The sequence below is a fragment of the Streptomyces sp. NPDC096012 genome (assembly GCF_040426375.1).
In the GTDB taxonomy this organism is placed as follows: domain Bacteria; phylum Actinomycetota; class Actinomycetes; order Streptomycetales; family Streptomycetaceae; genus Streptomyces.
In genome coordinates this window covers 377,957-400,440 of sequence record NZ_JBEOTD010000002.1, presented here as the reverse complement: position 1 = coordinate 400,440, position 22,484 = coordinate 377,957, and the positions used below count along the sequence as shown (strand labels likewise).

Below are 22,484 nucleotides of genomic sequence, written 5' to 3'. Positions count from 1 at the left end.
CCCGCTGGAACAGCTCCCACAACTCGTCCGGCACCATTCGCTCAACCATCACCACACAGTGAAGATTACCCAGCACTCCAAATGAGACGACGTCTAAGAGTCCTGGCCAAGGCTTGCCGGGTGGTTCCGGACACTGCTCCGGTGTCCGGAACTGCCTGGTCAGAGCATGTGTGCCGTGATGCGCGGTGCGGCTCGTGACGGCTCGTGCCGCACCGTCCGCTCACGCATCGCTCACGCAAAAGAGCCCGCTGAGCAGCGCGTTCAGTACCAATGTGAGCGCAGTGCTACTGCTTCAAAATGCTCATGATCTCGGCCGCTTTGGCGATTGCGACCCGCGGCCCGTACGCGGCCGCCGCAGCCACCACGGCTGCAGCGGCCGCCAAGACAGTTTCGGCTCCTGCGGGAAGCCCCGTCAGCACGGCCAGGCAGACCGCTGCTACTGGAGCGGAGACCACGGCAACCAGGCGAAGCCCTTCTCGATTGGCCACCGGAACCGTGCCTCGAAGCCTCTGCTCTGGCAGAAGCCTGCCAGCGTTTCCGGCAGCGTAGCTGTTGCCGATCTTGGCGAGCAGCGCGGCCAGACTGCGTAGCCCACCAATGCCCTTCGTGTCGACCTGCGCCTCGGCAAGCTGCAGTTTTGCCACTACGAGGGCGGCGTGACGCTTTGTGCTGCGCTGCCGGGGAGATCCACGCCTGACGCTGTTCGAGATCCGGTGGATCCGCAGGAGCGACCGCCGAACGATGGAGCACGTGTCATCCAGATGCCGAAGCGCCTGATGCCTGGCGCTCGTATCCGCGCTGGCCACAGCCTCGCACGCCTCGATGGCAGCCATGATCGAGAGCAGGAATCTGTAACCCACGATGGCCTTGCCACGTCGCGCGGCCCACATCAGGAGGGGCAACGTCACACCAGCGAGCATCAGCGCCGGTGGCCTCAGGTCCGGCTGCATCCGCTGGGTGTCGATGGTTTTGATCACGGCGATCAACAGGTCGGATGCCCCATGCTGACCGCGAAGGTGAGCAGTTGATAGCGGAGTTTTACGGATCCCGCGGTCTTCCGGCCAGCCTCACGGAGATCACGGATGGGCAGGTCTGCCAAACCAAGCCGTTGGAGCGCCTGAGCTGTCGGCGCTATGTCCCGATCAGCAACCCTCGCGTTCCAGGCCGACCACCACTCTTGTATCCGGCGGATCCGACGCGCGACCCAGGCAAGCGATCGGTACGTCACCATCACTATGGCAACGAGTAACACAGCCCCGATGACCGACCGCTGGATCGCGGCTATGCGCTCCAAGTCGATGTGCATAAGGGGATCCTGGCGCGGAGCACTGACACTCGAGGCCAACTCAGCCTACTTGGCGATCCCCTGCCCGTAGACAAGCCCGGTCCGCCACAGCGATGGCCGGGGCCTTCGGCGTACCGCGTGACCGCAGTCTCACCGACAGCAGACCTGCGCCGACATCTGCCCTGGTTCGCCCACTGTTCGCTGACCGGACTGCCCGAGAGGTGGTAGCGGAGCTCCTCCCAGGATCGGGACCAATGCCGACCTGTGCCGGCCATTCGCAAGACGCTCATGCGCCTGACGGCGGACGCCACCTGTGCCACACCTCTGGGTGCAGCAAGGAGGCAGACGGAGGCGGAGGCGTAGCTGTGACGTACGGCATGGTCATTTTCCGGTCAGCAGCCGGCCAGAGGCGGCGTCAAGATTCCGTAACCAGGCAAGATCACGACTATCGTGCCTGGGTTGCTTCTGTTACCGATTGGTGGTGGCAGGGGCACTACAAGCGAGTGGCTAACGTACTACTGAGGGGCTGACCGCACGGGGGAAGGCTCGATGGCCGACAACACGGGGGATCCGCAGGCAACCGCCGCTGCACTGGAATCGGCGGCCGGCGCGCTGGCCGCATCCGGCATCGGCCCGACCGCAGGTGTCGGCGCCGTCGTGGCCCGGGAGCTGCGGGTCGAGGCCGAGACTCTGACGGCCTTCAAGAACCGGGTGAACGACCTCCTGACCCGGCTGGAGAAGTCGAAGGCCGCCCCGCAAAGGATCGCGGACGGTTCCATGCCGACGGGACGGTTGGGCAACTTCGATGAAGCAGACGCGCTCCACAGCGCCTACACCCAGGTGCATTCCCAGCTGGAGCGCCTCTCCAGGATGCTGGCACTGCAGATCGAGGGGCTGATGGTCACGGTCGATGCGTCGAAGAGCAACTATCACGATCTCGACGCCGACGTTCGCGATCGGCTGCACCGCATCCGCGTCGAGGCCGACAAGCTGGCGGCCGATGAGGCCCGGCCAGGAGCAAAAGGACACGTTGACGCCAGGGCGGATGCGTCCGGCCATAGTCGACGCGGCTCCACGTCGGACTCGCAGGCAGGTGGCTTGTGATGTCCGTGGTGATGAGACAGTGCGACGGGATGGTCTCGACAGGGAAGGCGGTGCTGCTCCATGTCTGACTTTGCCAGCCGCATGTGGGAGACGATCAACCAGGAACGGTTCCTGGTTCAGGACCCCGAACAGCTGTGGGCCATGGTCGAGTCGGCTGACGGGCCGACGGCCAGCGGACTCGGTGAACTTCTGACCGAGGCCGCCAAGACGATCAAGGAGATCGGCGGGGATCTGCTGAAACACAGTCTGGCGGTCGAGTGGGAGGGCGAGGGCGGCGAGGCGTTCCGGACCTGGTGCTACCAGGCGGCGCTGGCAACGGTGAGTTTGGGCGATTACAGCGAGAACGCCGGCAAATGGCTGGGCCACGCGGCGGACACGCTGCACGAGGTCAAGCCACAGCTCGAAATCCTGCGGAACCAGAGCGTCAGCGCGCGCTCGGTGCTTGACGCACATGCGGCGAAGGCGACCGACGTCGGCAGCCACGATGGCGGTCCCTCGGACGCCGCCGTGACAAAGGCCAAGACCCAGTACGCCAACACCCGTGCCGAGGCCGGTGGGCTGATGATGAAGCTCGCCCAGTCGTACACGGCGTCGACGGAGCAGATCCACGCGGTGGAGGCACCGAAGTTCCCGGAACTGCCTCAGCGGTTTGTGCCGGATTCACGTGGCGGGGAGACTCACATTTCCGTCCCTACCGCTGGTGGCGGGACCCACCCGGGGACCACCGCGCGAGCAGAGGTACCGGAGCGGCAGCCAACCACTGGCTCAGGCATGAGGGAGCCAGACCAGGTGCCGAGGGCGTCAGTGCCACGCCATCTGACCGCCCCACACCACCCGACGGACCTGGCTGATGTTCCGGATTCACCGCCACGACCTCATGCGGACCCAACGAACACTGCGATCGACAGCGTAAAGACCCTGCCGTCCTCTCCAGTGCTGCCTGCCTCCCCTTCGTCACCGCCCGTCGCACCGAGCGACCCGGACGTCCGGCTGCCTTCAGCGACAGGGATGCTCCCTCCTGCGTTCGGGGCCGGAACGACACTGCCGCCAGGCTTTCGAGGTGGTGGCGAGCGGCTCCCTGTGAACGACGGGCGACTTCCTCGTGCCATGCCGTCTGGACCGGGCATGTCCACGAATCCGCGTCCCCCAGGTCGAGGGTTCTCCGGCCCCTTCGGTCCGGGTGAGCCCAGCGGTCAGTACGGCACTGGGCGTGGGCCGGTTGGCTCCCCATCCGCCGGGAGCAGCCGCGGTATCACGGGCGGTCGTCCCGTCTCGCCGGCGGCAGGACGGCCTGCTGGTGCGATTCCACGCGGCAACATCATTGGCGGCACCCCGAACAACCAGCAGCCTCCCAGGGGCCGCGGGGCCGTGTCGGGCGGCCCTGCGGCAGGGGCCACACCAGCCCGCGGCGGGAATCCCTCAGTGGAACGGGAGGGTGCGGCAAGGGGGCGCACGCCCGCCCCTTCCAATGGGATTGTCGGCGGGCAGCCCAAACCATCCCGAGGCCGTGGGCGGGCAGGGTTCACCTCACGCGACGTCCAAGCCGGAGAAGGGGCATCCAGAGGCGAGCAGATGCCACGGCGGGGCGGACCATCTCGGGGTGCCCCCACCGCCTCGAAGCGCGATGACCGCTCGGCTCGCGAGAAGCGCTCTGGCAGCGGCGCGACGGACCGGACAGAGCACAGGGAGCCTGAGGCAAAAGGCGGAGATCCCCTGCTGGAAGTGAGGGAGAACCGGCCGGAGCCGCCTCCGCTGCCCAAAGGGCCCGATGAGACATAGGACGAGAAGGATGATGATGCGCAGCCGCAGCAAGCAGGCCGGATGGCGCAGCCGAGCCGCGTCCGCAGCCGTCGGGACCCTGTTGGCCAGCCTTGCCGTCACACCGGCCTACGCAGACACCGTGCGCGAGCGGCAGTGGTACCTCGATGCCATGCACGCCGAGCAGATGTGGAAGGCCAGTACGGGCAAGGGCATCACGGTCGCCGTGATCGACACCGGCGTTCAGGCCGATATCGCGGATTTGCGTGGCCAGGTCGTGGCGGGCAAGGACTTCTCCAAGCGAGCTGGTGACGAACGCACGGACTACGACGGCCACGGCACCACCATTGCTGCCCTCATCGCCGGCACGGGCGCCAAGGGCGCCACCCTGGGCTCATATGGCCTGGCCCCGGGCGCGAAGATCATGCCGATTCGAATCCCGGGCTTCATCGAACGCAACCGCACCGACGGCAATCAGGACGACTTTCCCACTGCCGCGGCGAAGGCCATCCGGTTCGCAGCCGATTCGAATGCCCAGATCATCAACATCTCGGCGGGGAGTAGCGCGCAATCTCGCGAGCTGACCGACGCCGTCGCCTACGCGCTGTCCAAGGGGAAGCTGATCTTCGCAGCTGTCGGCAACGACGGCGACACTGTCAACGAACCGCAGTACCCGGCAGCAACTCCGGGCGCGGTGGGCGTAGGAGCGATCGACAGAAACGTGAAGGCGACCAAGGAGTCCGAGCACGGTCCCCAGGTCGACCTGGTCGCGCCGGGCGAGGACATCGTCTCCGCCTGCCTCGGCGGCACGGAACTGTGCAACTCGCACGGCACGAGTGACGCCACCGCGTTCGCCTCCGCCTCCGCCGCTCTGATCTGGTCCAAGCACCCGAACTGGACCAACAACCAGGTCCTGCGGGTCATGCTCAACACCGCGAGCAAGCCAACAAGCGGCGAGAAGCGCACCGACTACATCGGCTACGGCGCCGTTCGCCCCCGAATCGCGCTGACCAACCCGGGCGACCCCGGCCCGGCCGACGTCTACCCGCTGCCCGACTTCAAGCAAGCGGCATCCAAGGCCCCGAACAAGTCAGCCACGGCCTCCGCGAAGGATGACAGCAGCCCCTCACCAGCAGCATCCGCAGCTACGGCCGGCGGCTCGGCACTCCCATGGGCTCTCGGGGGTGCTGGAGTTGTCGTAGTTGCGGGTGGGGCGCTCGCAGCTGGGGCGGCACGCAGGCGCCGGCGTGCAGCGACGGTGGCTCAGGCTCACGTAGCCATGCCACCGGGACCGGGACAGACGCCGTCGTACGGAGACAGCAACTACGGGGGGAGGCCCTGAGATGGCATGGGACGAGTGGGAGCAGCTGAAGGCTGACGCGTTGGCCCGTCGGCAGAACACGATGCGGCTGGACAGCGCAGCGGGTGCCGGCACGGGGGGCGCGCCAGACCTGAAGACGAACAAGGCGGGGAACGACGCCGCAGTCAAAGCCTTGCAGGGTGAGATACCGCAAGGCACGGACAAGGCGGGCAGTCACGCCGACGAGTCCACCTCCGCGGCTGTGCGGGAGTTCAGTGGCTGGCAGACCGGTTCTGGGCTGAAGGACGCCCACGCGGAATGGGAGTTGCAGGTCAAGAACCTGAAGGCGCGCCTGGGGCAGGACCGGGCGGCGCTGGAGGGCAGCCATGAGCACCTTCAGTACGTCGACTACGGAGTCGGCAGTCGGACGGCGCAGATCAATGCCGGGTCCCACCAGGGGCGCGAGGTCTAGGAAAACGGGGACGGGGAGAAGGACGGGCATGCTCAGCTATCAGGACGTGGTCACCATCAAGCTCGGTGTTCTGACGACGGCGGCCACCGACTGGGAGGACATGGCCGGCGGCTTCGAGGACCTGGAGGCCCTCTATGCCGCGAAGGTGGAGTCGGCGGCGACCGAGGACACGGCAGGCCTCACTGCCGCGGTCAGGGCGGCGCAGTTGGCTGCCACTCACCAGCAGTTCAAGGACGCACAGACTGAAGCCCGCGCCATCGCCTCAATCCTGCGGGACGCCCATCAGCAGCTCTCCAAACTGATCGGCAACGTGAACGACGTCGTCGAGCAGGTGAAGGCGGACCACATGACCGTCAACAGCCAGGGCGAGGCGGTCTACGACTTCAGCAAGCTCACCCCGATGCGGCACGACGAGGACTACCCCAAGTACGTGTCCCAGGCGAAGAATGCTGAAGCGGCCTGGACGAAGAAGATCAAGGACGCCGAACAGAAGGTGGACGACGCCGACCAGGGCGTCAAGCTCGCTCTCCACGAGGCAGCCGGCATCAAGAGCTGGATCCAGCGCGCCTTCGACGACGCGATGGGGCAGGGAGGCCACACCTTCAACGGCGCCGCCGTCGGCGACATCGAGGTGTACGAGGCCCGCGAGGCCAAGCACTACGCCAACCAGATCCTGGACGGCCAGAAGCTCGACAGCGACGACCTGAAGGAGTGGCAGCGCCTGATGCGCGACAACTCCCACGACAAGGTCTTCAGCCAGACCCTCCTCAACTCCCTCGGCGCAGACAAGACCCTCAAGCTCACCAACAAGATCGACGACCTGGCGTACTTCGACGACACCAAGGACAAGAACGCCTACCTCCAGATCAACGGAGGCATAGCCGACTCGCTGGCGACTGCCACCCGTATCCCGGACTTCAAGGACGCGAACGGCAAGCACCTACCGTTCGGGTCAAAGGGGTACAACGACGCCTTTGACAACTGGCTGACGACCGACGACGCCCAGTTCTACATCAAGTTCGGCAACGACCTGAGGGAACACGGCGCCGACAAGTACGACCTCAAGACGGCCGGGGAGGTCGACAGGGTTGCCAAGGAACACGGACAGCAGGTGCGCGGCTACCAGAGCCTGGTCACCCTGATGCAGCAGGGACACAGTAGCTACTCACCGCAGTTCCTCTCCGACGTCACCGACGGCGCGATCGCCGCGGAGAGGGACCACCCGCACATCTGGAACCTCTACGGCAACTTCGACAGCAAGAACGGCAACGGTTGGTTTGCCAATGACCCGGTTGACGGTGCCCTGGGCATCATGAGCCACAACCCGGAGGCAGCCGCCGGCTATCTCGATCCGCACGCCGGCGGCAGCGACGACCGCCTCCACTACCTCCTCAAGGACCGGGACTGGCACGTCGTCAATACCACCGAATGGCGGGGGGAGCATGAAAGCGACGGGCCCAATGCCCTGGACGCGGACGAGCGCAAGGGACTCAGCGACGCCCTGACCGCAGCAGCCACCGGTATCGACCCGCACGGACCCCGCCCGATGGGACCGACGTCGCACACGGACGCCAACAACAGGGTGTTCGTGCACGCGCTGGATATCCTGTCGAAGCAGGGAGATGACATGCCGCCGTCTCTGCGTGACGACATGGCGAAGATCATGACCAATCATGGCCATGAGACGTATGTGGCGATGAGCGATCCGAGCGGCGACCGGCATACCACCGATGGCCCTGATCTGGACCGGCAGCAGGTCCTGGAAATGACGAAGCAGATATCACGGAGCCAGGACTCCTACAACCTGCTTCACACGGGCATGAACTACGCGATCATGGACGACATTCACAACCCTTCGCGGCGCCCGGAAGACACCCTCCATGCGGCCGGCACCGCGGTCGGTTTCATGGAGGAGGGCCGGTACCTGGCCCTCAAGGGGGACCAGCACGACTACACCTGGGACAAAGCATGGAGCTACCACCTCTCCGGTGGGATGCTGAATTTCGTCCCCGTGTACGGTGACGCCTTGCAGCGTGGAGCCGACGTGATCACCAGCGCCTGGATCATGGACGAACAGCAGCATCAGGCGGACAAGCTGACGAGTGACAGCCAGGCGACCTTCCACCATCGCCAGAACCAGCTCAACGCCATTGCCCACCAGTGGTACGCAGCCAACTCCCACTGGGCCGACACCCATACCGACTACTCACACGAGCAGGGGATGTACGACCAGATCAACTCAGCGGCCAACAACGGCAATGCCCGGGCCCGCGGCATGGCGGGAGCGCAGTGATGACAACGAGGCGCATGGCGGCGGCCCTGTGGTGCACCGCCGCCATGGGAGCGGTGGCGGGCTGCAGCACCAGCACCCAGGCCACCGTCCCCGCGGACTTCTGCAAGGTCCCGGTGTCGAAGGCGGCCTTGTCACCACTCATGCCGCACAACGGGTCCGTGAAGCAGACGTACTACGCCTTTGAGGGTCAGCCGGGTGCGGGCTGCACGCTGAGTGTCGGCGGCCACAAGGTGCTGTACATCGACATCCAACGCTATGACCGGGCCCCGGATCCGGCGGACTGGAAGCCCAAGGCAACACCGCACAAGTACGCCGCCGAGCGGGCCGTGTCCTTCCCGGGGCATGCGGCGATCGGAAGCGACGGCGCCGTGGTGCGGGCCACCTGCACCTCTGGGAACGCATACATGGTATTCGGGGTCTATTTCTTCGGCGACCGCGTCGAGAACACTCCCACCGGCTACAAGAAACTCCAACGGTTCGTCAACGACTTCGTCCCTCGCGAAACGAAAAAGTTCCACTGCACCGATTAGTCGGCGAGGATGCAGCCCAGACCGCATCGGCACGCAGGGAGAGACAGTCATGAACGAGCGCCTACAGGCGCCATGGCCATGCGGCAGTCCACGCGACGAGAAGTCCCTGCGAGACGCCGACCGAATAGAAAAGTGGTCGATCTTTTGGATGCTCGCAGCGATTGGCATGTGGGTTTGGTTTCTCTACCTGCTCTTTTTCGGGTACGAGGCCGGTGGAGTCAAGTGCCGGGCGCCGATGTTCCATGCCGACCAGGATTACGGGCCCTGCGACAGCGGCATGCGCCAGTGGCCCGTACTTCTTGGTGTACTTGCCCTGGCGATGATTCCGACGGTCATTGCCGCAATAACATCGCTGTACGCAAAGCTCCTCTACCGAATCGCCGGTTCACCGAAACAGGACACAAATTCCCCTGCAGGCTCGCCTTTGTGAGCTCCCGGGCGAGTGCTTGGACTGGAAACCCACCGCGCGCCGGTCGTCGTGACCGCGTCTGCGTGAGCGCATCAGCCCTCTTGTAGGTCCGCTCATCGATGAGCCAAGGGGTTACCGCCAGCCGTCGAGGGAGACTTCCGGACCGCCCGTGAGATACCGGTGGAGGGCGCTCGCGGTGGTGTCTACGAACTCCTCCGGGATGGCCTTGGCATCGACCCAGCGGACCTGGGCGTGTTTGCGCGGTTCGCGGTTTTCCGGTTCGCCGGTCCAATCGTGGGCCGCGAAGACGACGGTGAGGAAGCCGTTGGGGGCTTCGACGCCCCAGGCGCCGTGGATGATGTGGGCGACCTTCAGAGCCTCTGGCTTCACGGTCAGGCCGGTTTCCTCGTACAGCTCGCGTACGGCGGTCTCGGTGATGGGCTCGCCGGGCTCGCTCTTGCCGACGGGCAGGTCCCACATGCCCTGGGCGAACTTGGCGTTCTGGCTGCGCTGGAGGAGGACGACGCGGTTGGTGGCCTTGTCGTGAACGATGACGGCGGCGACCAGCAGGGTCATGGATTCGAGGGCGGGCTTGAGGGCTTTGGACTGGTCGTCGGTTGTCCGCTGAACCACGGTTGCGTCCCTTCGTCGGCCGGTTGGTGGGCAGCTTAGGCCAGTGCTTCGCGTGCGCGACGGGCGAGTTCGGCGGCTCCGGGCACTCTGCGACGCTGGTAGGTGGCGAGGGTGGAACGGAGTGAGGTGATCGCTTTGCGGGTCCGGTCCGAGGTCATGCCCTCCATGAGGGACAGGGCCTGGGACCAGGCAGCCACGGCTTCGTCGGCTCGGGCCTGGGCGGCGAGGCTGTCGCCCAGGTCGGCATAGGTGAGGGCATGGACGCGCCTGTACTTCTCGGGGTCCCAGCGGATCAGGGCGTCGCGGTGCTGTTGCTCGGTGCCGACGTGGTCGGCGAGGTCCGTCAGGGTGCGGGCGGTGTGGCTGGCCACGGTGCCGGCGGCCGGGCCGCTGACGCGGGAGTAGCTCGGCTGTGGGCCGTCCTCGCGTAGGAGGGCATCTTCGGCGGCGAGCAGGGCGCGGGCCGCTGCGGGCTTCTCGCCCACAGCGGCGTACGCGCGGGCATGGGTGATGTGGAGCAGCGCCTCGGTCTGGCCGTCGACGCGGCCCAGGCCGCGGGTCAGTGCGCCCTCGACGAGGTCGACGCAGTGGTGGGGCTGCTTGAGACTGAGGGCCTGGTGGGCGAGGGCCCGCATCATCCAGGCGGCGTGGCCGTGCGGGTCGGCCTCGCAGGCGAGTTGGTAGCCGACCTGGTAGTAGCGCTGGGCGGCACCTTCCTGGCCCAGATCGTGGTGCTTCCACCCTGCGAGGTAGGCGAGTTCTGCGACCGCTCCGAAGGCTGCCTGGCGTAAGGCTTCGTTCGGGAACCGGCCGCGGAGCATGGGGGCAGCGGTGTCGGCGAGATACGCGGTGACGGTGGTGAGTCCATGGCCGCCGCCGAGACGCTCGTCGGCAGCACTGAAAGCCGCGGTGATCTGGCGTACGACGTCCACGTCCTCCGTACCGACCAGGGAGCTGCCGGTGCGGGCTCGAAGCATGCGCGCAGTGGCTTCGTGGTCGTACGCAAGGGGCATGGCGACGCCGGCTGCGGTGAAGGCGGCCACGGCCAGGAAGCGCCGGCGCTCGACGTCGGCACGGCCGAGGTCGGTCGCGGCGAGGACGGGATCAGCCTGCTCGGTCGGCGCCTCGCCTCCGCGGAGACCGATCTCCGTCTCGGTGACCGTGCGGCCTGCTCGCCGGGACAGTGCCTCGGCGAGATACCGGGCGGTCCGGCCGGTCGGCCGGCGGGTGCCGTTCACCCAGTGGGAGACAGCCGATTTGTTGGTCTGGAGGGTCTCGCCGTTCTCGGCAGCGATGCGTCGGATGTCCTTCGCCAGAGCCTCGTACGTGCAGCCCGTGGCCTCGATGGTCTCGCGCAGGCGGGAGTTGGTTTCTCTCTGCGCTGCCACGATCGCCTCCGCTCCGGAGCTGTAAACCGCGTATACCGCTTCGACTGCCTCTCACCGTACCCACTGTGCGTGACGGCGTGTTCACTGAGTATCAACCGCCCGGCCCGGTCCGACACCGTGACCAGGCTCCCCCCTTCAGCCGGGCGGCTCCCCGAAGTTCCGTACCACCGCTCCGGGTTCAGGCATGCCTGTGCCCGAACCCGGCCGATCAGAGACGGAGACACGGTGACCACCATCGAGACCACGGCCATCACGGTCGAGCTGCCCCAGGCGTTCGACGCACGCTGGAGCCGACTGCCGGGCATCCAGATCCACGGCCGGCGCATCACGATCAACCCGGCCGAGTACTTCTTCCGCTTCGAGTCCAACACCTGGCTCGTCGCCGACTGGGAGCTGGTCAAGTCCCACCTCCTGCACGTGGAGGAAACCACCGAGAGCGCGGTCGAGCAGCTCGCCCTGGACTTCATCAAGGCCCACGGCGAGTCCACCTCGGACGCCGCACGCGTCCTGGCCACCGCCTACGAGGTGTACGCCTACCTGTTCCGCGACGAACATCTCGCCGGACTCGGCCTGCCGCAGATCACCGCCGAGCACCTGCGGATGCTCCGCGAGGCGGCCACGCTGATGGCGCTCAACAAGGTGGAGCTGGACGGGCACATCTCCAACGTCGGCCCGTGCTGGTTCTTCCCCGCCGCCACCTCCGTCGTCTTCGACCTGGACGACGAGATGGGCGGGATGCTCGACGAGGTCTACCACGGCGGCTGGTTCAACGAGCACCGCCGCATCGAGTCCATCAAGGCCCACGCCGCCCTCGGCGGTCGGCTCGTGCACGGCTGCCAGTCCGTGCCGGACCAGTCCGGCGGCGTCGTCGCGCCCTACGGTGCCTCGATGACCGCCTTCCGCGACGACCTCGCGGCCTTCAAGGCCGGCTGGATCGAGCAGGTCTACGCCCACCGCGTCAGCCCTGCCGCGTAGCAGTACACCGCACACCAGGCTCCGGGGCGGGCATAGACCTGCTCGGCAGAGGTGCTTCTCCCAGCGCACCGCACCCGCACGGCCGCCGCGGCTACGCCTCGCACATCGGCGCCGGGTCCGCTGCCGTTCCGGAAGATCACCGGCCCGGCCTCCCGGCAGGCGATCCGCCGCACCCTGCGCGCGGCTTTGAACTCCGCGATCGCCCAGCAGCTCATCACCTTCCATCCGGCCTCCCACGTCGAGTTGGAGTCCGGCAGGCGGCCCAAGCCGCTCCTCTGGACCGAGGAGCGGGTCCGGCGCTGGCGCGAGACGGGCGAGGTCCCCGGCCCGGTCATGGTCTGGACTCCCCAGCAGTTCGGCGCCTTCCTCGACGCCGCCGAGGGCGACCGGCTGTACGCGATCTTCCACCTGATGGGCACCCGTGGCCTCCGGCGCGGCGAGGCGGTCGGCCAGGACTGGCACGAGATCGATCTCGACGCTGGCCTCATCACTCCGGCCAAGGAGATCGTGGTCGACGGCTGGGACCTCTACGAGTCCGAGCCGAAGACGGACGGCAGCGCGAACACGATCGCGCTCGACAGCATGAACATCGCCGTCCTGCGCGACCACAAGGCCCGCCAGGACAAGGAGCGGGCCAAGTGGGGCGGCGCCTGGCAGGACACGGGCAAGGTCTTCACCAAGGAGGACGGCTCCTGGCTCCACCCCGAGACGGTGTCGGAATCCTTCCGCCGCATCATCGCCACGACTGACCTCCCGCCCATCACCCTGCGGGACCTGCGTCACGTGGCCGCGACGCTCACGCACGGAGGCGGCGGCGACATCCACACGGTCAAGGAGACGCTCCGGCACTCCACCATCACGCTGACCTCGGACACGTACACGAGCCTGCTCCCCGAGCTGGACCGTGAGATCGCCGAGAAGGCAGCGAAGCTGATCCCTCGGTCGCGTCCGGCAGCTGCCGAATCGTCCGCCCCAGCGGCAGCCGATCCGCGGCCACGGGCACATCCGCTCACGCATCGCTCACGCACGGGCCTGAAAACGAAGCAGCGCCCGAGCCAGCCGAAGCCGACTCAGGCGCTGCGTAGCAGGTCAGGGGCCATATCCCCCGCCTACCAGCCGTAGGCCCTGTGGGACTCGAACCCACAACCAATGGATTAAAAGTCCACTGCTCTGCCAATTGAGCTAAGGGCCCTGGCGATGTTGCCTGTCCGAGCATAGCGGGACGAGGCCGGGTCTCCGATCGGGTATCGGATGACCGGCCGCGTCGAGGGAGGACGGAGCGGGGCGTTGGTCACTTTTCGGCGGGTACCGGGGCGGGGGCCGGGGTCCGGGCGAGGAACCAGTGGCGGGCCGAGGCCAGCCACCAGGTCGCGGCGAAGCCCAGCACGACCAGGACGGCGACAGGGGCGTAGTTGAAGGTCTTCCAGGTCACCGGGGAGACCTGCGGGAGCATGAAGAGGATCGTGATCACGGCGACCCAGAGGACCGAGACGACACCGATGGCCCGCGACCAGCGTCCCAGGTGCCAGGGCCCGCGCTCGAAGGCCGCGCCCCTGCGGAGCCGCAGGAAGGTCGGGACGACGTACGCGATGTACAGGCCGATGACGGCGATCGAGGTCACCGCCGCGTAGGCCGTCGAGTTGATGAGGTAGGGCAGGCCCAGGGCGAGGGCGGCCAGTGCGGCCAGCCAGACCGCCGCCACCGGGGTGCGGGTGCGCGGGCTGACGGTGTGCCAGAGGTGTGAGAAGGGCAGCGCGCCGTCCCGGGAAAAGGCGTAGATCATACGGCTGTTGGCGGTGACGGAGGCCATGCCGCAGAAGAGCTGGGCGCCGATCACCACCAGCAGCAGGAGCTTGCCGGTCGTGGCGCCGAGGGCGTCGAGGAGGATCTGGGCCGGTGGGGCGCCCGTGGGGGAGGCCAGCTCCTTGTCGTAGGACTGGATGGCGAAGGTGAAGCCCAGCAGCAGGACGAAGCCGGCGATCCAGGAGGTCCAGATGGACCGGACGATGCCCCGGGGTCCCGCCGTGGACGCGTCCTGGGTCTCCTCCGTCATGTGGGCCGAGGCGTCGTAACCGGTGAAGGTGTACTGGGCCATCAGCAGGCCGAGCAGCACGACGTACGGGCCGCTGCCCCAGCCCGTCTCGTTCACGAAGTGGGTGAACACGAAGGACGCCGACTGATGGTGGTCGGGAACGAGGGCGAGGGCGCCGACGATGACCGCGACGCCGAGGACGTGCCACCACACGCTGACGCTGTTCAGGAAGGCGACGATCCTGACGCCGAAGGTGTTCAGCAGGCCGTGCAGCACGAGGATCGCCGCGAACAGCAGCACCGTGCGGCCCGGGGTCACCTCGAAGCCGAACTGCAGGTTCAGGTAGGCGCCCAGGAAGGACGCCGCGCCGAAGTCGATGCCCGCCGTCACCGCGACCTGGCCCAGCACGTTGAACCAGCCCGTGAACCACGCCCAGGCCGCCGCCGAGCGGGGCGGGGCCAGGCGGTGGGCCCAGAAGTACAGACCCGCCGAGGTCGGGTAGGCGGAGCAGATTTCGGCCATCGACAGGCCGACGAACAGGGTCATCAGGCCGACCGCGACCCACCCCCACGTGATCACCGCGGGACCGCCGGTGGTCATCCCGAACAGGTACAGGGTGAGACAGCCGGAGAGCACCGAGATGATCGTGAAGGAGACGGCGTAGTTCGAGAACGCCGACATCCGGCGGGCGAGGACCTGGGTGTAGCCGAGCTGGGCCAGTCGTTCCTCGTCCGACAAGCCGCTCGCTCTCGCGTCATCTGTCATGCCCCCAGCAATTCCCTCGTCGCGTGCGTGACATGCGTCACGAACCGACTCGATGTGGCCAGAAAAGGCCGCTGCGGTCCTGCCGCCGAGCCGCAGCGCCCGGTGCGGGACGCGCGGGCCCCGGTCGCGAGAGACCGAGGGGACGGTCCGGGGGGACGGCGGGGAGGGGAGTGACCGCCCAAGGGGAGCGCCGGGGGGCCACCCGAAGGAGGAACCGCCGAGGGGGGAGGGACCACCGGAAGGAGGGACCGCCGGGAGGGAGGGACCGCCGAGGGGGCAGGGGACCACCGAGGGGGCAGGGACCGCCGAGGGGGCAGGGACCACCGGAAGGAGGGACCGCCGAGGGGGCAGGGACCACCGGAAGGAGGGACCGCCGAGGGGGCAGGGACCACCGGAAGGAGGGACCGCCGAGAGGGAGGGACCCCCGGGAGGGAGGGATGGCCGCGAGAAGGGGGCCGCGAGAGGAGAGACCGTAGCCGCGCCGCGCGCACCCGGGTACGGCGGAAGGGCCCGCACGACCGACGTCGTACGGGCCCTTCCTCGCCTCAGCGGGCGTCAGCCGTTGCGCTTCCAGCGCGGCTTGTCGTCGCGGCGGCCGAAGGAGCCGGTGCCACGGTGGTCGTCACGACGGCCGGTGGGGCGGTCGTGACCGGCGGAGCGGAAGCCCGGACGGTCGTCGCGGCGCTCGCGGTTGAACGGACGGTCGCTGCCCCGGTGACCGCCGCGCTCGTCCCGGCGGAAGCCGGCACGGTCGTCACGGCGCTCGAAGGGACGGCCACCGCGGTCACGGTCGAACGGACGGCGCTCGTCGCGCTGCTCGAAGGAACGGCCACCACGGTCGCCCCGGTCGCCGCGGTCGCCGCGGTCGTCACGGCGCTCGAAGTTACGGCCGCCACGGTCACCGCGGTCGTCGCGACGCTCGAAACCACGCTCACCGCGGTCACGGTCGAACGAACGACGGTCGTCACGGCGCTCGAAGCCACGGCTACCACGGTCACCGCGGTCGTCACGACGCTCGAAACCACGCTCACCGCGGTCACGGTCGAACGAACGACGGTCGTCACGGCGCTCGAAGCCACGGCCACCACGGTCACCGCGGTCGTCACGACGCTCGAAACCACGCTCGCCACGGTCGTCCCGGCGCTCGAAGCCGCGCCGCTCCTTGCGCTCGTACGGCGCCGAGGCCGCCGGGCGCTCGTCGCGCGCGGCGGCACGCTCCGCCGGCTGCTCGGCGACGGCCGCCTCGGCCACGGCCTCGGCGGCGGACGCCTGGGCCTCGGCCACCGCGGCCTCCGGGTCCTCGCCGCGTTCGCGGGCCACGCGGGCGACCAGTCGGTCGGCCTCCTCGCGCAGCTCGGCCGCACGACGCTGGGCGCGCTCCAGCTCCTTGGTGAGCTGGACGACCTCACGCTCGGCCTGCTGGGCGGCGTTGCCCGCGGACTCGGCCTGGACCTCGGTCATCGAGCGGGCGCCGGTGATCTCGGCGACCTCCGGGTCGAAGGCGGCACCGCCCTGGATGATGTGGCGGCCGGCGTCGACGCCCGCGTCCTCCATGAGGCGGAAGATCTGGCGCCGCTGGTGCGGCAGCGACAGAGAGACCACGGTGCCCGTGCGGCCCGCGCGAGCGGTACGGCCGGAGCGGTGCAGGTAGTCCTTGTGGTCACCGGCCGGGTCCACGTTCAGGACCAGATCGATGCCGTCGACGTGGATGCCGCGGGCGGCGACGTCGGTGGCGACGAGCGCGTTGACGTAGCCGTCCTTGAAGTCGGCCAGCGTCCGGGTGCGGGCGCCCTGCGTCATGCCGCCGTGCAGCGCGTCGGCCTTCACACCGGCGTCACGGAGCTGCTCCGCGATGCGGTCGGCGCCGAGCTGGGTGCGGACGAAGATGATCGTGCGGCCCTTGCGGGAGGCGATCGCGGCGGTGACCGGCGCCTTGTCCTTGGGCTTCACGATCAGGATGTGGTGCGACATGGTCGTGACGTTGCCCTGGGCGCTGTCGACCTCGTGCGTGACCGGGTCGGTCAGGTAGCGCTTGACCAGCGTGGAGATCTCGTTCTCCATCGTGGCCGAGAACAGCATCCGCTGGCCGCCGGCCGGGATCTGGTCGAACAGCTCGGTGACCTCGGGCAGGAAGCCCAGGTCCGACATCTGGTCGGCCTCGTCGAGGACGGCGATCTGGGTGTTCTCCAGGGAGCAGGCGCCGCGGTTGATGATGTCGCGCAGCCGGCCCGGGGTGGCGACGAGGACGTCGACACCGCGCTCCAGGGCGTAGATCTGGTTGCCCATCGAGGTGCCGCCGCAGACGACCTTCATCTTGAGGCCGAGGACGTCGCCGTAGGGCTGCAGCGCGTCGGCGACCTGCATGGCCAGCTCACGGGTCGGCGTCAGGATGACCGCGCGCGGCTTCTTCCGCTCGGTGTGGCCGCCGGCGAGCCGCGCCAGGGTCGGCAGACCGAAGGAGAGGGTCTTGCCGGAGCCGGTGCGGCCACGGCCGAGGATGTCCTTGCCGGTCAGGGCGTCCGGGATGGTCGCGGCCTGGATCGGGAAGGGGGTTGTCACGCCGTTCTGTGCGAGCTTGCGCACGATGCCCTCGGGGAGGCCGAGGTCGGCGAAGGTGATCTGGGGGGACTGAGGGGTGTCAGTGGCCTCGGGGGCCTCGGTGACCTCGGTCGTCACGTCGGTGAGTTCGTTGTCGTTCTCGGACACGACGATCTGGTCAGTACTGGACACGGACATGCGAATGCGAAACCTTCCGGAGTCTCTTCGGCACGCGCCCGTCAACTCCGTGATTCGCTCACGACCGCCTCAATGCGGTCCGCCACGGCAAAGGAGAGTACGCGCCACACGGCGCGCTCTGTGGTGGCGCCGGGCAAATGGGATCAAACGATCTACCACCATACGCACCCACCACCCCTGAAGGCAAACCGACCCCCATAACCGCAGGCCGGCCCCCCTCTCCCGGCAGCGCCGGCGACGCACAGCGGTCGGCCTCACAGCCGTACCGGCAGGCACCGCCCTCCCAGCCGTACCGGCGGACACCCGGCCTCACAGCCGTACCGGCGGACACGCGGCCTCACAGCCGTACCGCCTGACACCGGCCTCCCCGCGCCCGCCGGCGTCACACCGGGATGCCGGCCGCGGGCGCCGGCACCGGTTCGCGCTGGACCAGCTGCGGCCCCGTCCCCTCGTGGGCCGACGAGGACGGCTCGGCCGACGGCGGCTCCGTGGGGGGTGGTGGCGGGGTGGTGGCCGGCGGTTCGGGCGGCGCCGAGGTGGGAGGCGGCTCCGGCTGGCCCTGGGTCGGCGCGGGATCCCCGGGGGCGACGGTCTTCCCGGGCTTCGTCGGCGCCGCGGAAGCGCTGCGCGGCCCCGACGGCGTGGCCGACGCCGAGGCCGACTCCCCGCGTTTCGCCTTGCCGCCGTGCCCGTGCTTGCCGTCGGCCCCCGCGCCACCGTGCCCGAGGGCGCCCTCGCCCCCCACCGGCCAGCCGTCCGGCGCCTCACCGCCGCGCTGTCCCGCCGAGTGCGAGGGTCTGGCCCGGCCGGCGTCGTCCCCCACGTTCACACAGCCTGCCGCCGCCGTGACAGCGAGCACCGTGACGACCAGTCGGACAGGTACGTACATGGGGCGCACGGCGGCCACCTCCGGGGACAAGGAAAGGAGTCAACCTCCCCAACTCCCGCCGCCCGCAAGAGGACACGCGCCGCGTTCGAATCGGCGCTCACCCGTAGCCGAGGGCGTGCAGCCGCGCGTCGTCGATGCCGAAGTGGTGGGCGATCTCGTGCACCACGGTCACCTCGGTCTCCGCCACGACGTCTTCGCGGGTCTCGCACATCCTGAGCGTCGGCCCCCGGTAGACGGTGATCCGGTCCGGCAGGACACCGGCGTACCACTCGCCCCGGTCGGTCAGCGGGGTCCCCTCGTAGAGGCCGAGCAGCTCGGGGTCGTCGGCGGGCGGCTCGTCCTCGACGAACACCGCCACGTTGTCCATGAGCCGCGTCAGCTCCGCCGGGATCCGGTCGAGCGCCTCGGCGACCAGTTCCTCGAACTCCTCGCGCGTCATCTCCAGCACAGGCTCATTGTCCGGTACGCCGGGCCGATGAGCGGGGCCCGTACGCGTGTGATCAAGGCCGGGTGCGCGGCTGCCGTCGCATATCCGCGCCGGGACATGGGCATACGGGACCAATGGCCCGCGTCCCTGTCGCAGCCCTGACCCACCTGCCCAGCCGGATCTCCCACCGCCTACGCCGCACCCGCGAGCCGGCACCGCCCACCCTGGAGCTCACCGAGCGCTCCCGGCCCTGGCTGCGCGCCCTCGGCCTCACGGCGGTCGTCCTCGTCGGTGCCTGGCTGGGCCTGCTGGTCGTCGGCAACGTACGGGCCCCGGTCGGGCCCATGAACACGACGATGGCGCTGCGCCCCTCCCTCACCGGCGGCACGAAGATCAACATCTCGCCGCTCGGCGCGCTGAGCCTGGACAGCCATGTCGCCCCCGTCCGTCTGGACGTCAACGTCGACCAGCTGGACCCGGTGCGCTCGCAGGCCCTGGTCGACCACCCCGAGCGCCTCTCCGGCCTCCAGGACGAGGTCACCGGCGACGTCGAGCACGGCACCCGCGACCTGGCCGTGCGCTCCTGCGTGGCCGTCGTCGCCGGGGCCACGGCACTCGGCCTGGCCGTCTACCGCCGCCCGCGCCGGGCCCTCGCGGCCGGCGGCCTGGCCCTGGCCCTGCTGGCCGCCTCGGGCGCGACGGCGTACGCCACCTGGAACCCGAAGTCGGTCCTGGAGCCGAAGTTCTCCGGCCTGCTCAGCTCGGCACCGTCCGTGGTCGGCAACGCCCGCAGCATCGTCACCGAGTTCGACGTCTACCAGAAGGAGTTGGCGCGCCTGGTGACGAACGTGACCAAGCTCTACGACGTCACGTCCACGCTCCCGGCCTACCGGCCCGACCCCTCGACCATCCGGGTCCTGCACGTCTCCGACATCCATCTGAACCCGGCCAGCTGGAAGATCATCGCCTCGCTGGTGCGGCAGTACAAGGTGAACGTGATCGTCGACTCGGGCGACACGATGGATCACGGCACGGCGGCGGAGAACGGCTTCCTGGACCCGATCGCGGACCTGGGCGCGCCGTACGTCTGGGTGCGGGGCAACCATGACTCGGCGAACACCCAGCGCTACCTGGAGCGCATGAAGAACGTGCACGTCCTGGACGACGGCCGGGCGGAGACCGTCGGCGGCCTGCGCTTCGCGGGCATCGGCGACCCGCAGTTCACCCCCGACCGCTCGGCGGTCCTGGGCGGCGAGGCCTCCGAGGAGCTGGCGGGCGACCGGCTCGCCAGCGCACTGCGCGATCAGCGGGCGGCCGGGACGCCGGTGGACGTGGCGCTGGCCCATGAGCCGACGGCGGCCCGGGAGACGGACGGCGAGGTCCCGCTGGTGCTGTGCGGCCATCTGCACCACGAGGGCACCGAGATGCTGAGGCACGGCACCCGGCTGCGCAGGGAGGGCTCGACAGGCGGCAGCGGCCTGCGGGCGGTGGAGCACCAGTACCCCGCCCCCGTCCAGGCGTCGATCCTCTACTTCGACCGCGGCAGCCGCCGGCTCCAGGCCTGGGACGCGATCGAGCTGGGAGGGCTGGGACTGACCAAGGCCGAGGTCAGCCGCCATCTCGCGGACGACAACCGCCCCGGGACGACCCCCTCCGCCACCCCGTCCGGTCCACCCTCCCGACGGTCCCCGTAAACCGTTTTGGCGATACCCCCCGCCATCCCATATGCTTCTCACGTCCCCGACGCGCTGCGAAGCGCCCAGGCGGGCCGATAGCCCTCATCGTCTAGCGGCCTAGGACGCCGCCCTTTCAAGGCGGTAGCACGGGTTCGAATCCCGTTGGGGGCACGCAAGATCGTGTGCGACACTGTTGCACACAAGCTTGGTCCTGTGGAGCAGTTTGGAGTGCTCGCCACCCTGTCAAGGTGGAGGCCGCGGGTTCAAATCCCGTCAGGACCGCTGGTGTTTCACGTGAAACACCGTGGCTGGGTAGCTCAGTTGGTACGAGCGTCCGCCTGAAAAGCGGAAGGTCGCCGGTTCGACCCCGGCCCCAGCCACAGCCGCCCTGTACAGGGCCTGAGCCCCTCTCCACTTTCACTGGAGAGGGGCTCTTTTGCGTGAGGGTGCGCCTGTATTCGAATGGGCGGTACTCATTCGTTTTCCGTCCTCATTCGCGTCTTTCCAAAGGACGTGCCGCCAGGGACGTCATGCCTCAGTCCGCGCTGCCGGCTGAGCGGCACCGACGGCGGCCACGGCCAGGCACTCCCGACGACCGGCCACGGTCACAGACGGCTCGCATCGCCGCCCGCCCGGCTCACCTCTAGGCGGCGTGGGCGGCGCCGCCCGGGCGGCCGCCCGGATGACGATGCCGCCAGATCAGGAAGACCCCGCAGGAGACGATCAGCCACCCCGCCAGCACCAGGAACGGGAAGGCGTGCTGGTACCCGCGGAAGTACACCGCCGTGTGCTGCGCGTTCACCGAGGCGCCCGGCGGCAGCCAGCGGCCGATCGTGCCGAGCGGGGACGGCAGCAGCGGCCAGGAGACCGCGCCGCCGGACGACGGGTTGCCCAGCAGGACCATCAGGCCCCACGTCGGAAGCATCGCCCAGCGGCCGAAGAGGGTGTTGAACATCGTGAACACCATGCCCGAGGTGAACATCGTCAGGGCGAGGATCAGCCAGGACTCGACGAACGGCAGCGAGAGCGCGCCGAGCAGCCAGTCCACGACCGCGACGATCACGAAGCCGCCCAGCAGCGAGTACGCGGCGGTGAAGGCGATCCGCTCCAGCGGATTCAGCTCCCGGGCGTGCACGCTGAGCTGGATGGCGCCGACGAAGCCGATGATCACCGCGGCGAGCGAGATGTAGAAGATCGCCAGCCCTCTCGGGTCGCCCTTCTGCAGCGGCTTGAGGTCGTGCACCACCACGGGCGTCGCCGTGGCCTTGCCCACCTTCACCGCAGCCTCGGTGAGCACCTGCGCGACCGTCGCCCCGGAGGCCCCGGACACGTCGAGGGTGATGGGCCGGCCGGCGGCGGGCACCTCGAACACCGCGAACTCCTCCTGCTGATCCACCGCGCGCACCGCCGCCTGCCTGCTGCCGTACGGGTGCAGCTTGAGCGAGGCACCCAGGGCCCGTTCCATGCCCGCGATGAAACGCCGGGCCGTCGGCTCGTCGTACCGGCCGACGACAGCGGTGGGAATGCTGTGCGGGGTCGGGTTGGCCATGGCGTAGGTGTAGGAGCCGGCGAAGAGACCGGCGGTGGCGGCGATGATCAGCACCAGGACCGTCGCGGGCAGGAAGGGCGAGGCCCGGAACGCCGCGAAGCGCTCCGAGCGGGTCGGGGGCCGGCCGTGCTCTCCATGCGACGAATCGGGCATAGGGATCACGCTAGAGCAATCAGCGCATACCCCTCTTGTTATGGGCGCCCAGGGGTGCGGACACCCGGGTGCGGAGGCCCGCAGTCAAATCGTTCGCGCGTTTTTCGCGG

At 68.8% G+C, this 22,484-nt stretch carries 16 protein-coding genes, 4 tRNA genes and 1 pseudogene; 12 read left to right on the top strand and 9 right to left on the bottom strand.

The genetic code is table 11. The features are described 5' to 3' along the window. Window positions 1–284: 284 nt before the first annotated feature. Complete coding sequence (locus tag ABVB68_RS04225) at window positions 285–986, bottom strand: hypothetical protein (RefSeq protein WP_353599454.1); 702 nt, start codon at window positions 984–986, stop codon at window positions 285–287. Window positions 987–1,834: 848 nt separating this feature from the next. Between ABVB68_RS04225 and ABVB68_RS04220 the strand changes: the two genes are divergently transcribed. The 6 genes from ABVB68_RS04220 (at window position 1,835) to ABVB68_RS04195 (ending at window position 9,172) form a co-directional block, all read left to right on the top strand. Next, window positions 1,835–2,389 (top strand): DUF2563 family protein, encoded by a 555-nt coding sequence (locus ABVB68_RS04220; RefSeq protein ID WP_353599453.1) that lies wholly within the window; start codon window positions 1,835–1,837, stop codon window positions 2,387–2,389. A 1,789-nt stretch (window positions 2,390–4,178) separates the two neighbouring features. Then, window positions 4,179–5,489, top strand: coding sequence for a type VII secretion-associated serine protease mycosin (mycP, locus tag ABVB68_RS04215; protein ID WP_353599452.1), 1,311 nt, complete (start codon window positions 4,179–4,181; stop codon window positions 5,487–5,489). A gap of 1 nt (window position 5,490) precedes the next feature. Further along, entirely contained in the window at window positions 5,491–5,919 is a 429-nt protein-coding gene (locus ABVB68_RS04210) for a hypothetical protein (RefSeq protein WP_353599451.1), read from the top strand. 28 nt (window positions 5,920–5,947) lie between these two features. After that, a complete protein-coding gene (locus tag ABVB68_RS04205) occupies window positions 5,948–8,212 on the top strand; it encodes a hypothetical protein (RefSeq protein ID WP_353599450.1) in 2,265 nt (754 codons plus the stop codon). A 14-nt stretch (window positions 8,213–8,226) separates the two neighbouring features. After that, window positions 8,227–8,742 carry a hypothetical protein gene (locus ABVB68_RS04200; protein ID WP_353599449.1) on the top strand — a complete coding sequence of 172 codons (516 nt, stop codon included), beginning with the start codon at window positions 8,227–8,229 and terminating at the stop codon, window positions 8,740–8,742. A 49-nt stretch (window positions 8,743–8,791) separates the two neighbouring features. Next, a complete protein-coding gene (locus ABVB68_RS04195; protein WP_353599448.1) occupies window positions 8,792–9,172 on the top strand; it encodes a hypothetical protein in 381 nt (126 codons plus the stop codon). Window positions 9,173–9,283: 111 nt separating this feature from the next. Here the strand turns inward: ABVB68_RS04195 and ABVB68_RS04190 are convergent, their stop codons facing one another. Beyond that, window positions 9,284–9,784, bottom strand: coding sequence for an NUDIX domain-containing protein (locus ABVB68_RS04190; protein ID WP_353599447.1), 501 nt, complete (start codon window positions 9,782–9,784; stop codon window positions 9,284–9,286). Window positions 9,785–9,819: 35 nt separating this feature from the next. Further along, a complete protein-coding gene (locus tag ABVB68_RS04185; protein ID WP_353599446.1) occupies window positions 9,820–11,172 on the bottom strand; it encodes an NsdA family TPR-like regulatory protein in 1,353 nt (450 codons plus the stop codon). A gap of 225 nt (window positions 11,173–11,397) precedes the next feature. Between ABVB68_RS04185 and ABVB68_RS04180 the strand changes: the two genes are divergently transcribed. Together ABVB68_RS04180 and ABVB68_RS04175 are read left to right on the top strand one after the other, a co-directional pair. Then, on the top strand, window positions 11,398–12,147 hold the full coding sequence (locus ABVB68_RS04180) for a hypothetical protein (RefSeq protein ID WP_353599445.1): 750 nt from the start codon (window positions 11,398–11,400) through the stop codon (window positions 12,145–12,147). 123 nt (window positions 12,148–12,270) lie between these two features. Beyond that, a pseudogene (locus tag ABVB68_RS04175) lies at window positions 12,271–13,232 on the top strand (site-specific integrase); the annotation flags it as partial. A gap of 34 nt (window positions 13,233–13,266) precedes the next feature. On the opposite strand, the gene ABVB68_RS04170 reads toward ABVB68_RS04175, so the two are convergent. The 5 genes from ABVB68_RS04170 to ABVB68_RS04150 all read right to left on the bottom strand — a co-directional run bounded on the left by ABVB68_RS04170 (window position 13,267) and on the right by ABVB68_RS04150 (window position 19,017). Then, window positions 13,267–13,339: transfer RNA gene (locus ABVB68_RS04170), tRNA-Lys, on the bottom strand. A gap of 99 nt (window positions 13,340–13,438) precedes the next feature. Continuing rightward, window positions 13,439–14,944 carry an amino acid permease gene (locus ABVB68_RS04165; protein WP_353599444.1) on the bottom strand — a complete coding sequence of 502 codons (1,506 nt, stop codon included), beginning with the start codon at window positions 14,942–14,944 and terminating at the stop codon, window positions 13,439–13,441. A gap of 555 nt (window positions 14,945–15,499) precedes the next feature. Beyond that, window positions 15,500–17,680: a DEAD/DEAH box helicase gene (locus ABVB68_RS04160; RefSeq protein ID WP_353599443.1), complete on the bottom strand. Its 2,181-nt coding sequence runs from the start codon at window positions 17,678–17,680 to the stop codon at window positions 15,500–15,502. 382 nt (window positions 17,681–18,062) lie between these two features. Continuing rightward, window positions 18,063–18,578 carry a hypothetical protein gene (locus ABVB68_RS04155; RefSeq protein WP_503006013.1) on the bottom strand — a complete coding sequence of 172 codons (516 nt, stop codon included), beginning with the start codon at window positions 18,576–18,578 and terminating at the stop codon, window positions 18,063–18,065. A gap of 88 nt (window positions 18,579–18,666) precedes the next feature. Further along, window positions 18,667–19,017 (bottom strand): metallopeptidase family protein, encoded by a 351-nt coding sequence (locus ABVB68_RS04150; protein ID WP_353599441.1) that lies wholly within the window; start codon window positions 19,015–19,017, stop codon window positions 18,667–18,669. Between the two features lie 113 nt (window positions 19,018–19,130). Between ABVB68_RS04150 and ABVB68_RS04145 the strand changes: the two genes are divergently transcribed. From ABVB68_RS04145 to ABVB68_RS04130, 4 genes are all read left to right on the top strand, one after another. After that, window positions 19,131–20,690, top strand: coding sequence for a metallophosphoesterase family protein (locus ABVB68_RS04145; protein WP_353599440.1), 1,560 nt, complete (start codon window positions 19,131–19,133; stop codon window positions 20,688–20,690). Between the two features lie 80 nt (window positions 20,691–20,770). Next, window positions 20,771–20,843: transfer RNA gene (locus ABVB68_RS04140), tRNA-Glu, on the top strand. Between the two features lie 36 nt (window positions 20,844–20,879). After that, window positions 20,880–20,954 (top strand) — tRNA-Asp (locus ABVB68_RS04135). Between the two features lie 24 nt (window positions 20,955–20,978). Continuing rightward, a tRNA-Phe gene (locus ABVB68_RS04130) sits at window positions 20,979–21,052 on the top strand. Between the two features lie 263 nt (window positions 21,053–21,315). Here ABVB68_RS04130 and ABVB68_RS04125 read toward each other — a convergent pair. Further along, window positions 21,316–22,374, bottom strand: coding sequence for an ABC transporter permease (locus tag ABVB68_RS04125; RefSeq protein ID WP_353599439.1), 1,059 nt, complete (start codon window positions 22,372–22,374; stop codon window positions 21,316–21,318). Between the last annotated feature and the right edge of the window lie 110 nt (window positions 22,375–22,484).